The organism is Psychrobacter immobilis (assembly GCF_904846235.1).
In the GTDB taxonomy this organism is placed as follows: domain Bacteria; phylum Pseudomonadota; class Gammaproteobacteria; order Pseudomonadales; family Moraxellaceae; genus Psychrobacter; species Psychrobacter immobilis_C.
In genome coordinates, this window is the sequence record NZ_CAJGZN010000006.1 from 1 (window position 1) to 13,633 (window position 13,633).

Annotated in this window: 8 protein-coding genes; 4 read left to right on the forward strand and 4 right to left on the reverse strand. The window is 43.9% G+C overall.

The features are described 5' to 3' along the window. Positions 1-49: 49 nt before the first annotated feature. The gene (locus JMX07_RS05335) at positions 50-1,426 is read right to left on the reverse strand and encodes a S1C family serine protease (protein WP_227684638.1); all 1,377 of its coding nucleotides are present in this window, start codon (positions 1,424-1,426) and stop codon (positions 50-52) included. Between the two features lie 380 nt (positions 1,427-1,806). On the opposite strand from JMX07_RS05335, the gene JMX07_RS05340 reads away from it, so the two are divergent. Both JMX07_RS05340 and JMX07_RS05345 read left to right on the forward strand, forming a co-directional pair. Next, positions 1,807-2,631 (forward strand): Nif3-like dinuclear metal center hexameric protein, encoded by an 825-nt coding sequence (locus JMX07_RS05340; protein ID WP_134292524.1) that lies wholly within the window; start codon positions 1,807-1,809, stop codon positions 2,629-2,631. 1,080 nt (positions 2,632-3,711) lie between these two features. Then, complete coding sequence (locus tag JMX07_RS05345; protein ID WP_201606737.1) at positions 3,712-4,920, forward strand: transglycosylase SLT domain-containing protein; 1,209 nt, start codon at positions 3,712-3,714, stop codon at positions 4,918-4,920. A gap of 165 nt (positions 4,921-5,085) precedes the next feature. Here JMX07_RS05345 and JMX07_RS05350 read toward each other — a convergent pair whose 3' ends face one another. The 3 genes from JMX07_RS05350 to JMX07_RS05360 form a co-directional block, all read right to left on the reverse strand. Then, positions 5,086-8,076 (reverse strand): LysM peptidoglycan-binding domain-containing protein, encoded by a 2,991-nt coding sequence (locus JMX07_RS05350; protein ID WP_201606738.1) that lies wholly within the window; start codon positions 8,074-8,076, stop codon positions 5,086-5,088. Between the two features lie 244 nt (positions 8,077-8,320). Then, positions 8,321-8,815, reverse strand: coding sequence for a hypothetical protein (locus JMX07_RS05355; RefSeq protein ID WP_101205368.1), 495 nt, complete (start codon positions 8,813-8,815; stop codon positions 8,321-8,323). Positions 8,816-9,200: 385 nt separating this feature from the next. Then, entirely contained in the window at positions 9,201-10,499 is a 1,299-nt protein-coding gene (locus JMX07_RS05360; RefSeq protein WP_201606868.1) for a hemolysin family protein, read from the reverse strand. A gap of 547 nt (positions 10,500-11,046) precedes the next feature. Between JMX07_RS05360 and yajC the strand changes: the two genes are divergently transcribed. Beyond that, on the forward strand, positions 11,047-11,376 hold the full coding sequence (yajC, locus tag JMX07_RS05365) for a preprotein translocase subunit YajC (RefSeq protein ID WP_057759529.1): 330 nt from the start codon (positions 11,047-11,049) through the stop codon (positions 11,374-11,376). Between the two features lie 378 nt (positions 11,377-11,754). Continuing rightward, positions 11,755-13,632 (forward strand): protein translocase subunit SecD, encoded by a 1,878-nt coding sequence (secD, locus tag JMX07_RS05370; protein ID WP_101205370.1) that lies wholly within the window; start codon positions 11,755-11,757, stop codon positions 13,630-13,632. The last annotated feature ends 1 nt before the right edge of the window (position 13,633 follow it).

The following is a 13,633-nucleotide window of genomic DNA, read 5'->3' on the forward strand; positions in this document are numbered from 1 at the left end:
ATAGTCGCCCAACGCTTCTATCAGCATGCGAACGGCGCGTTCTTTAATCTCAGGAGTGTAGGTTTGTTTTTTCATTGTCGTATTCTCTCAGAATGTTGAGTCTCCGACAATCCCGGGGCGGTTCAAACAGTTTCATCAGCTCTTCACGCATACGATCACGCTCTGCTTTTGACATCATTGGCGTTTCTTCATCACCTTGGATGTTTGGCTGCTCCATTCCGCCCATGCTCTCATTTTGTAGTACGACAGGACGCTCAAGTGGTTCTTGTGCTGGACGCTCTTCTAGCGTGATTTTTACTTGAGCATTTTTACCTTGACGTAGTATTTGCGCATCCAGTTCAGTGTTTGGTGGCTTACGAGCAACATACTGAATCAAGGTATTGGCATCTGTCATCTCGACATCATCGATGGTTAGGACAATATCACCGACACGTAGACCACTTTTTGCCGCTGGACTGTTGTCAATGACGTTTAGTACTTCTACGCCTGTTGACGTCTCTAGCTGCGTTGGGTCACGTAGCTGTGACTGAATCTCGATACCTAACCAACCACGACTAACACGGCCATCTTTAATCAAGGCATTCATCACTTGCTCAACCAATGCCGTTGGAATCGCAAAGCCAATACCCATCGAGCCACCAGAGCGCGAGAATATCACGGTGTTGATACCGACTAGCTCGCCATGAGCATCGACCAGTGCGCCGCCTGAGTTACCCGGATTAATCGCCGCATCAGTCTGGATAAAGTCTTCAAACTTATTAACGCCCAGTCCAGTACGACCAGTCGCTGAGATAATCCCCTGCGTCACTGTCTGACCCACACCGAACGGATTACCAATCGCTAAGGCCAAATCGCCCACGCGAATCGGATCTTCGCGGAATCCAAGTGGTGTCAGCCCTGTCATATCGACCTTGATCACGGCTAAATCACTATCAGGATCTGTACCGATGATTCTGGCACGGCTCTTACGACCATCATTGAACGCGACTGTGATCTCATCGGCCTTTTCGATTACGTGGGCATTGGTCACGATATAGCCATCTTCTGATACGATCACACCAGAGCCTAAATTGGTATTGCCCTGCTCTTGTGATGGGCCACCATGATACTCAAAAAACCGGCGCAGTACGGGATCATCCATATAAGGATGCTCGGTCATCGTTTGCGTCGTATAGATATTGACTACAGACTGCGACGCACGCGCCACTGCATTATGATAAGAAGAGATAGGCGCTGGCGTGTCCGACACTGGCTCTGCTGCTTGCTGCTCCGCAGGCGGGGTTCTCGGCGGCTCCCATGTGGCCTCTGACGTCGACTTCATACTCGTGAACAACCAGATAAACGCTGCCAACACTAGCAGCAATAAGACCCAAGGTAACCATTTTAATAAAGACGCCTTGTTATTGGTGTTCCGGGATGACGACATATAAAACCTCTATAAATTTATTGCAAACAGACAGTGAAAAACGATGTGAGATAATGGCGACCGCTTAGCTAGTGTTGACCCATTCATCAGATGGTCAAATGCTATACAGCTAGGCAGACTCACGTATATAAATTATAACCGCAATACCAGTAAATAGTAACGTATCGTGTACCATTTCAGTTATCCAGCTTGTCTGCTTGCTTACAACGGCATGTTAAAATAGCTTTTACGATGCTCGACACTTCAACATTTCGAGAATTGAACATAAAGCGAGAAGTCCAAAACCAAACACTCTCAAACATGACAGATAATACATAATTTTTGCTTAGTTAATCTACAGCACCTTACGACATACATTTTATTGATGACAGGAAAACATAATGACTGCAAATCATACGACAGCTGAATCCAATACTCAAAGCATTAGCGCTCAGGCATTGACACAGTTCTGTGACGACTACTTATCTACCAGCGCGTTTAAAGACTATGCGCCAAATGGTCTACAAATCGATGGTGGACGCCCGATTCAACGTATCGTCACTGGTGTCACGGCTTGTGAAGCCTTGATAGATGCTGCCATCGCTGACAATGCCGATGCGATTATGGTACATCATGGATACTTCTGGAAAGGCGAACCTGCTACGCTCACTGGGATGAAAGGTCGACGCGTGCGCAAGCTGATGCAACACGGTATTTCTATGATTGGCTATCATCTACCGCTTGATGCACACCCAATCTCTGGCAACAACGCAAAACTTGCTGACATGCTCGGCATGACGATTACTGGTGCGCTCTATCCTACCGAGTCCCATCCTGTGGGCAATATCGCTACTTGCACACCGCAAAGTGCTGACGATCTCATTTCAACCATTACTCAAGCTTTAGGTCGCGCGCCATTACATATCTCAGCTGAGTATCATACAGACGCTTCTGCTCAGACAAATGGCAGGCTGATCGAACGTGTGGGTATATGTACAGGCGGTGCGCAAGACATGATTGAGCAAGCGGCTAGCATGGGCTGTGATGCGTTTATCTCTGGTGAGATATCTGAGCGTACCACGCATAGCGCGCGCGAGCTTGGGATTGACTATTTTGCTTGTGGTCATCATGCAACGGAGCGTGGCGGTATTCAGGCGTTAGGAGAGATAGTCGCTCAAAAATTTGGTCTGCCAGTTACTTTAATCGATATCGAAAATCCAGCATAAACTAACCACTTAAAAAGCCATTTTAAACGGTTGTCATTGATAGAGAAAAACTTATAAAGGAAATGATAATTTAAAAGCCAAACTAGACTTGCTAATGCTATAGTCACACCATAAGCATAAAGTCTAGTTTGACTACTATTTAAACTTTGTTATTCTATTTTTGATTATTATGTACCAAATATCTGGAAAATTAACCGTTTATATCTCAATTGTTAAGTTTTATCGCTTTTTTCTTAACTCCACTTGAATAATGCAATTAGTAACCGCATATTACTACCCGTAAGAAAGAACGTTTTGTCATGAAACTTCCCATTATTACAGCTTCCGGTTATGGCACTAAAATAATGATGGTAGTTGTTTAGGACTTTATCATGCTATATCAGCGATAAGATTTTAAACTGCTACCCATTGAAATACTATGTTTGCACTATGTATGTTAGCAGCATGGTATTTTTTTATTTTTGGTGTCGCGATGACGGTATGACATAGTCAGTTTGATAGACCGCTATAAACTATCAATTCTGGTTATTTTGCTTACCCTCATTGCTGGACAAACAACTTTAGTAGCCAGCTATCCTATTACTAGTAACTTAATATTAGTGATTCAAAGTATAGCCAGCCATCAAAGTTAGCATAGTTAAAACAGTTGAATGTATTTGCCTCATTGGCAAAACCTTACATCAATGTTTCAAGCTATGTCTTTGTCTCAATAACTTAATCATGACCTTACCTATGTTTGATATATAGTTGTTTGGCCACTAGCCATATTTAGTTATCGATGAAGGAATCATCTGATTTATATCCTTCGCGTTGTTGTGCGTTCAGTATTTTAAACCAGTACTTATAAACACTGTTTAGAACGCTTTTATGACATATCGATAGCTGGCTGACGACAAACTATCCCACTAACTCTTAGAGAGAGTACGCTAGTGGCGCTATAGTCAAACAAGATAGAGTAGCATTTGTTCTATTAAAAATGCCACTCTATTTAAGATACGATATCGATATATGTCAATATTATGCACATATATTTATACGTGTTTTTGCGGTAAGAAGGATGGCTAAAATCAGGAGACATCCATGCAGCGTATTACTTATCGTGTAAAAGTATCTGCGCAAGGGGCCAGACGCCGTATTTCTTATTTACTGCGTCCATCTAAACGCCTACTGAACACCAAAAGTAACATCGTTTCATCCGTTACCCCTATTGCGTCTAGTCGTTTTGCCAGAACCAAGAAGCTGGCACAAATCTCTAGCATCGCTCTACTCTCTTTGCCCGCTGAGAGTTTGACGACCATGAACACATCGGTACCAGCCTATGACAATGTCATGCTGGAGAACACCTTGACCATTGCTGCGGTGCCTGGCGATAGCACTTACTTTGCTACTGATGGCTTCCAACATGGTTTTGGTTTTGATCTGGTGCGCACTTACGCCGACGAGCTCGGTGTCGATATCAATCTAAAAGCCTATGCCAGTGAAGAAGCAGCACTAAAAGCACTAAGAACAGGCAATGCTGACATGGCATTGACTACGGCTAGCACTAAGTTAAAGAGCCAGCTGAATCTATCCTCTATTAATGTCAGCTGTGGTTACGATTCTAGTCTGACTAAGAACGGTCTACATCCTAAGGTAAGTTGGACGTTTAGCTCATCCAATGATCCACTATCAAGAAAGGCCAGTTACTTTTTGTGCGACAGCATCAAGCTACAAAACACACAAAAACTTGCTGCGTTCTACAATCAAAACTTGCTTAAAGATGCCTATAGTCAGGATCACTTCCAGAGAACGTTGACAGAAAAGTTACCGGACTATCAGTCTTCGTTTGAAGAGCAAGCACGTAATTACAATCACGATTGGGAACTGCTGGTCGCGATGGGTTATCAAGAGTCACACCTTGATGCCAATGCTGTGTCGCCGACTGGCGTACGCGGGTTAATGATGCTAACTAACAACACTGCAAAAGCGATGGGCGTCTCAGACCGCATTGATCCTTACCAAAGCATTGGCGGCGGTGCACGCTATCTAGAGCAAGTGAAAGCAGACTTCTCCGATGTACCAAAAACTGACCGTATCTGGTTTGCCCTTGCAGGTTATAACATGGGTCCCAATGCGGTAAAAAGAATCCAACGTGAACTACGAGCTCAAGGTATCGATGATAAGAGCTGGGCGAACGTCTATGCTTATTTAGCAGATAATAGAGCGTCGAATAGCCGCTATGGTCAAGCGATGCACTATGTCAGTAATATCAGAAGCTATCTTGAGACTATTAAAACTCAGACTGTCTAATTTTTAGATATTACTAGGCGGTTTGTAAGCTAAACTTTCACAGTTGTTTATTCTTATTAAATAAAAAAAAGCTGCTCTTATAAAGAGCAGCTTTTTTGTGCGATACGACTAATGGTTAATATTAATGACGCCTCGTTTAAACGGTATCCATTAATATTTTATTCATTAGCGATTTGGAACTGTCAGACGCTGACCACGCTGCAACATCGTATCCGCGGCAATATTATTCATATCAGCCAGCTCTTGCGTTGATACGCCATATTTACGTGCTAAGCCAATCAAACTATCGCCCGAGCCAACCGTATAGCTTACCGTTGCTTTTGGTACTTTAAGCGTTTGGCCGCGTTGTAGCTGAGCATTGGTCGCTAGATCATTGGTCGCTGCCAAGTCCTCTACTGAGATGCCAAACTGACGTGCCAAAGCAATTAAGCCATCGCCAGATTTAACTTTATAGCTTTCAGTGTTGCTCAGTTTTGTTCCACTGCTTGCTGAGCTACTACTGTTACTACTAGCAGAGCTGCTGCTTTGACTGCTACTAGATGCGCTTGCCACACTACCGCTCGCAGGGATAGTGATAGTACGACCCAGTATCAGATTCGAATTGGTATTTAAGTTATTTGCTGATGCCAAATCACTTAAGCCAATATTGTAGCGTTTGGCGACACCCGTTAAGGTATCACCTGATTTTACTTTGTAGCTGACCGCTTTGTCATTCAACTGACGATCGACCAATTCTTTAGAAGCAGGAACTTTAATCGTTTGACCACGTTGCAAGCGAGCCTTTGCATCAAAGTTGCTGTTTACCGCAGCAAGTTCCGTTGCACTCACTCCGATGCTGTTCGCAATACCAATCAGCGTATCACCTGATTTTACTTTGTAATTGGTGATCGCGACCGAGCTTGAGCTGTTACTACTACTAGCACTTGTCGTACTTGTAGCATCGAAATCAACACTGGCTGGCACTTTAAGCGTCTGACCAACATATAGCGAACTTGTGCTGTTGATACCGTTGAGACTGGCTAAAGTATCTGTCGACACATTGAATTGACGTGCCAATGCAATTAATCCGTCCCCTGCTTTTACTTTATAGTTTTTGGTCGCAGTGCTTGATTTACTCGGCTTGGTAGAAGGCGCTGCAGGTGTCGTCGCAGGTGTAGTCACTTTACCCGGTATGAGCCATAGTTTCTGACCTCTGAGCAGATCAGCACGGCTGCTCAGGTTGTTATAGCTGGCTAGCTGAGTGACCGATAAGCCAAAACGATTAGCCGTACCGATAAGCGTATCACCGCCTTGTACGACGTAACTGTCAGGCTGACTAGCGGCGGCGTTATTAGCAGTACTCAATGGCTCGATAGTCTTGGCATTATATAGATATAACGTACTGCCAGAGAGCAAATTGGCACTGGCATCTATCTGGTTCCATTCTGCGATATCACGCCAACTAACCCCTGCTCGACTCGCAATGTTCGAGAGCGTATCGCCACGTTTGACCGTATAAGTGGTACGAGTGCCTTGAGGTTTTGGCTTACTTACCGAGGTTTTAGCAAAGCTAAGTTTCTTCTCTGCACCACTCGCTTCTAAGATAGACTGCTGTGTTTGTACGGCTGATAGATTAATGTTGCCATCAGCATTGATAACATTGGTCTCAGAGGTATTTCTCCGGATTTGATTGGCGATGAAATCACGCTCTTCTTTGCTAAGCGGTGGCTCTTGGACAATCGTATTGTTCTGAGTAATCTGAGCTGAGGTAGTCGGTAGACTGTTACTGCTCTTAAGCTCAGCATTGATCTTGTTAGTCTCTGCAGTGGTCAGTGGTGGCTCAATACGAGCTGAAGAATTGCCACTGTATACCGAGCTGCTAGTTGGTGTTGCAGACGGTGAGATATAGCTTGTGGTCTGCTGAGGTACACTTGCGCTAGCCGCATAATCAGCCAATGCGCTACCAGTAGACGGTAGTGATGAGGCAGTATAGGGTTTGTTATTATAGCTTGGTGTAGTCGCTGTCGTGCTTGAGCTACCTGCGTTGCTTGAGGCGAGCACATTACCTGTACCGTTACCTCTGAGCCCACTTAATTTGGCATCGGCATTGAGACTGACGTCGTTAGGAATGATGACACGCTGTGGACCTGAAGAGTCAACACGGCCTGATGTCAGTGCAGTATTTAGACGCTCTAGCTCATCGTAGCTAACGCCAGTTAACTGCGATACTTCTGCCAAGCTCACACCATAGTTAACAGGTACACTGCGGAAATGCTGACGGTTAGCGATAGCGGGTAAATACACACCATACTGCTCAGGCTTGGCGACGATTTCAGCTACAGCTAAGAAACGCGGCACATAGTTCATCGTTTCAGTCGGTAATTGAAGTGACCAGTAATCTGTTGGCAGTCCGCGCGCTGCGTTGGCATCGATTGCTTTCTGTACACGACCAGGTCCAGCGTTATAGGCAGCCAATGCTAGCTCCCAACTACCGAACTGGTTGTGCAATGCTGTCAAGAAGTCATAGGCAGCACGTGTTGATTCGATAACATCGCGGCGACCATCATAAGTACTGCTTTGGTTCAAGCCATAGATACGGCCTGTACTTGGGATAAATTGCCATAATCCCGCAGCTGCTGCACTACTCGTACCACTTGGATCATAAGAGCTTTCGATAACTGGTAACAAAGCAAGCTCTGTTGGAATATTGCGACGCTCTGCCTCTCGTACCGTATGATAGATATAGCGACTGGCACGTGCAGTTAGGCGATTGAGATAATCCTGTCTACTGGTAAACCAGCTTTTTTGACCTTCAATACGCTGATTATAGATTGGCTTACCACCATTCATACGATAGCCTGCGCGTAGACGATTCCACAAATCACCGTATTGCTGAATAGCAAGCTGGTTACCTTCTACCATGGTCATGTCAGTGGCCTCTAACAAGTCAGCCAACTCATCCAAACTCTCTGCGTCCAAAAACGCAGTTGAGTAGTCTGCACTACCTGTATTAGCCCCTTGATTGGCAGGACTTTTGGTGATGACAGATGAGCTATTGGTCGCACCTTTGTTTTTTACCGCTGATGTATTGCTACACGCACTAATCAGTAAAGTGGATACCGCAAGCGTCAATGGCAACGCAATAAATGAGCGAGAGTGTGATAGCACAGTAGACATGATATTGGAGGTTTCCTAACGACAGAAATTAATAAGATAAAGTTGATGGATAGTATAGTATGCAATGTAAAGCAAAGACTAGCCTAATATAAAAGATAATCATAGACGCTCAAGTAGCCTATAAAACTAAGTAATAACTGTTTAACCAACTAAAATCTCTTATAAGTTAGAATCTCAGCCAATTAAACTAACTATCGCTTATATAACCCATTATATTTTTGAGTCTTGCGTGATTAATGGCGATTTAATTAATAGCTACCTGTGATACTGCGCGCAAGAGCACTGCATTACCAGTAGACAAGGTCAAGGTCACACGAGATGTGGTAACAAATGATACTTGCTGACCATTTTTTACCCAGCTCTCATTGGTCGTCACATTGGCTTTGGCTTGTGAACCCGTAATCACCACATTATCTACCGAAATATCATAGCGATAATTAGACGTATCATTCCAGCTGTTTTGAAGCAGCTTTAAGTACGCATCTTTATCTAAACTGGTAGACTTTCCTTTTCTAGATAAAGAAATAAGCGCGTCGTCCGATACTAGGCGCGATACCTGATTGATACTTTGGCTATTCGCTGATGCTTTCATTGCGGCGGCATAGTTCTGTACCAAATCTTCGGTCATAGTTGCCGCTTGTGCATTGATACTGATGGTGCTGGCTACTGCTACGATTGCAGTGATGCTGGCGCTTTTCACCAATAGAGCTAATAGCCTATTTCCCAATAATTTTTTCATGATAATCCTTAGCGATATTTTTTTCGTTAGTGTCATATAGTGACGATTAACGCTCTTTTATCATTTATTTTGGCAGTGTGTCTGTATAGATATATCTATATAAGTATACTCATATCATATGCCGAGCCTATCATCGAATTCTCACAGCCATGTGACACCCTGTGTAATTATTGCGAATAAAAACACAGGCTATCAAATCAAATATCCATAAGCATTTATACTGCAGATTCTAGCCATAATAACTATATACTTTGTGGCTCTAGCTTGATAGTCAGCCCATAATGAGCTGACCATTTTTAAACCATCAATCTTTAGAACCATCAATACTTATGGTTAAACTGTCAACGTTATAGTTTGGCTTCATGAAGGCATCGTTAAAGCTTCGTTAGGACTTAGGTTCGCTGTTACTGTCTTCATACTGTTCATCATCGCTGAGCTTCATGCCCAAACGCTCTACCCGTCTATCCATCATCTGACGAGCCAAGGCCTGCATGTCTTCGACGCGGTCTATCTCATCAACAATCTCAAGACCTAACAATGTCTCAAACACATCTTCTAACGTGACCAAGCCTTTAACTTCACCATATTCGCCGACTGTAATCGCAATATGAATACGGTTTTTTAGCATCAACTCTAACAAGTCAAACAGCTTCATTTTAGAGAAGACAAAAGTGATGTCGCGCTGAAATTGCGTCAACGGCTTGTGCATAGCATGGTTAACTTTAGCCAGTAGCATGTCGGTTTTTAGGACAAAACCTGTAATGTTATCCAAATCACCATCATAGATTGGCAAGCGAGAAAACGTCAGCTTTGGACGATCAACCAATACCTCAGCGACGGTCTTATTCTCTTCGAACGCGAGCATCACCGAGCGCGGTGTCATGATATCTTCGACTTTAATAGCGCCAAACGCGAGCAAGTTACGAATGATACGCGACTCTAGTGGGTCAATTTGTCCTGACTCTTCACCGATACTAGCAAGAGCAGCAAATTCGCGGCGGCTAAATGTTTGCGGTTCTTTACCACGAACCAATAGTTTCGTCAGACGCTCTGAGAACCAGATTAACGGGTATAGCAGCAGGATGATGCCACGAACGAAATAAGCAACCAAACCACTTAATTGACGCCAGTAAACTGTACCCAAAGTTTTTGGGATAATCTCAGACAAGAATAAGATAGCAAGCGTCATGAGGGCAGAAAACAGACCAAACCACGCACTACCAAATACGATCGTGGCCTGTGCACCCGCACCGATAGAGCCGAGTGTATGGGCAACCGTATTTAAGGTTAAAATAGCGGCTAGTGACTGATCAATATTGTCCACTTTCAGGCTTTTAAGCATTTCTGCTTTTTTGGGACTGGTTTCTTGCACATCCGCAATAAACGATGGCGTCATGCTTAGCAAAACAGACTCTGCTAATGAACAGACGAAAGAGACACCAATAGCAAGTAAGACAAAAAATATCAACAGAGAAACGCTAAGCGCAGTTGGTGCTGCCGCCTCGCTGGATGTTGATACAGCACCAGCTGCCCACACTGCCTGCGGTAGCATAAGAATTGCCAATGCAGATAGTGCTGAAAAAGAAGTATAACCAAATCGAGAACTAGTAGTCATTCTCGGGGGAGGTTCTGCAGATGCGTCTTTACGATGAGCGCGCGGACGACATAAACGAGGTACAAACATAAAAGTGGTGAACAAGTTAGGTAACCTAAAAAGAGTAAAAGGAAGATAATGTCATGAGCAATTTATATTGATTTTTAGATTATCTTTAACAAAGTAATAAAAGACATCTGTCTATCGTATAAATAGTTACTCAAAGCTGATTTAATCGCTATTTCAAAGCCATACTATGCTTCAATAAGCCGTAATATGGTTCAATATGTAGCATACTAAATCCAGGCAATCATTGCCATTTGATAGTAGCATTGATGATACCATTTCACAATAAGTCACCATTTTTAAGTTTTTGTTTTTTGATGACTTTTATTGCCCTACTATTAACGGTTGTATGACGACATCTTTACTAGCCAATTCATGACAGCTATTTAGCCTGAGGCTTTATATAGATTATCTGAATATAGTAAAAACATTGTTGTCCTACCCATTGGCTGATAGTATGCCTTACGCTAAGAAAAACACGCTCAGCCTATGATTAACAGTTACCAAGTCTGGGATTTTTTGTTACTATGCGTCTAATTTTATTATTGTCTATGACTTACTGAGAGATATTATGAGCTTATTTATTCAAGCTGCCCATGCTGCACCAGAGACTGCAGGTGCTGCAGGTCTATTCGGTCAGATTTTACTGCCTGTTGCGTTTTTTGCGATTTTTTACTTCTTGGTCATTCGCCCGCAGTCTAAGCGTACCAAAGAACACCGTGCCATGGTTAACGCATTGACCGTGGGTAGTGAAATCATTTTCGCTGGTGGTTTAATGGGTCGTATCAAAGCAATCGAAGGCGATTATGCCGTTGTGAGCCTAAACAACAATACTGACGTGAAAGTACAACGTGCTTCTGTTATTTCAGTATTGCCTGCTGGCACGATCGAAAGCGTCTAATTAGAATGTTCACTAGCTTTTATTAGTGAACATTCAATAGTCGTCACATTAATGAATGTAATGACTAAAAAATGACCGTATATGATTTACGGTCATTTTTCGCTATTAACACAGTAAGGTAAAATTGCTATATAAATTAGGCTTACTGTTTAGATGTCCTATCTTTATCCAATCTAGCCCTATGATTTTTGGTGACCGGATAAACAGACATCTGTATTATTTGCTTTACTGTTTTATGCGTTACTATCATCGCGGATGATCGCAATGGTGCATGATGACGGCTGCTGAACATAGCACTCGACCGTTGCTATCGCTAACTTCCCATCTGCTAACTTGTGGCCTACGTCGCCAGTCGTTTATCAACTTAAAGAAGTGATTATGCAATATCCCGCTTGGAAATACTTACTAATTGCCGTCGTGCTACTCGTTGCCGGTCTATATGCTGCCCCCAACCTTTACCCTGACGAACCTGCTGTGCAGATTACGAGCGCAGCCGCAGGAACTCAGCTATCTGAAGGCATCTTAACCGAGTCTCAAAGCTTACTCGAAGAGGCAGGTCTAGATAACCACGATGGTACGTTTGAGGGCAACAGCGCGCTGGTACGCCTCAACAACCCAGTCGATCAGCTAAAAGCGCAAGAAGTGCTACGTCAAAACTTGGGCGAAGACTATGTGGTCGCTCTCAACTTAGCACAGACTACCCCGCAGTGGCTACGCGATATCGGTGCAAGACCGATGAAGCTTGGTCTCGATTTGCGTGGTGGTGTACGCTTTGTACTCGAAGTCGATATGGACAAGGCGCTTGAACAGCGTTTGACCAGTGCCAGTCGTGATATGCGACGTGAGCTACGTGCTGAGCGAGTAGCAATTAAAGGTATCAAGACCGAAGATCGCGGCGTGGTATTGCATTTTGCTGATACTGATACTCGTAACCGTGCCCAAAACGTATTACAAGGCTCAATGAGCAACACGTTTAACTTGCAGTCTTCTATTGATGATCAAGGTCCTGCATTGGTTTTATCGTATAACGATGCGACACTTGACGAAATCAATAGCTACGCGGTCAACCAGAACTTAACGACTTTACGTAACCGTATTGCTGAGTTGGGTGTTACCGAAGCTTTGGTACAGTCGCAAGGTGCTAGCCGTATCGTCGTTGAGCTACCTGGTGTACAAGATACTGCTGAAGCAAAACGTGTGCTTGGTCGTACTGCAAACCTTGAGTTCCGTATGGTGGCAGAAGACGCCGATACCTATACTGGCGGCATACCTCCAGCAGGTACAGAGGCATTCCCATTCGAAACACTCGATGGTCCTCCTGTATTGTTAGATCGTCAAGCGATTGTCACCGGGGACAAAGTAACCAACGCGCAAACTGGCTTGGATGAAAGCGGTCTACCTGAAGTAAGTATTACCTTGGACAGTGCTGGCGGTAAGCTTATGCAGAACGCCACACGTACAGCGGTTGGCCAACAGATGGCTGTATTGTTCATAGAAAACAAACAAAGAATCACTTACGAAGAAGATCCAGCGACTGGTGAGACGACTGAAGTACGCACACCTTACGCTGAAACCAAAGTCATCAACCGCGCCAACATTCAAGCGGTATTAGGTTCATCATTCCGTATTACTGGTCTAGATAGTAGTGCTGAAGCAGCTGAGCTTGCCCTATTGCTACGTTCAGGCGCACTTGCTGCACCGATGTACTTCGTAGAAGAGCGCACTATTGGTCCATCACTCGGTCAAGAAAACATTGATAAAGGATTGTTCTCTACGCAAGTCGGCTATCTATTAGTCTTCGCGTTTATGATTATCTTCTATCGTCTGTTCGGTGTGATTGCCAACGTTGCGCTAGCCGTTAACGTTATTATTATCATTGCGATTATGTCAATTTTGGGTTCATCACTTACCCTACCGGGTATCGCAGGTATCGTTTTGACCATTGGTATGGCAGTTGATGCCAACGTGCTGATCTTTGAGCGAATACGAGAAGAGATTGCCAATGGCGTACGGCCAAAATCAGCCATTGTGGCAGGTTTCGATCGCGCATTTAGCAGTATTTTTGATGCCAACATTACAACCTTATTGGTCGCGTTTATCCTATTTGCGATTGGTACTGGTCCGATTAAAGGCTTTGCGATTACGCTAGCTATTGGTATTGTCAGCTCGCTATTCACCGCTATTTTGGTGACACGTGCACTGGTACAAATTGCTTATGGTAAGCGTAAATCCATCAAAAGTCTGAGCATCGGTTAGG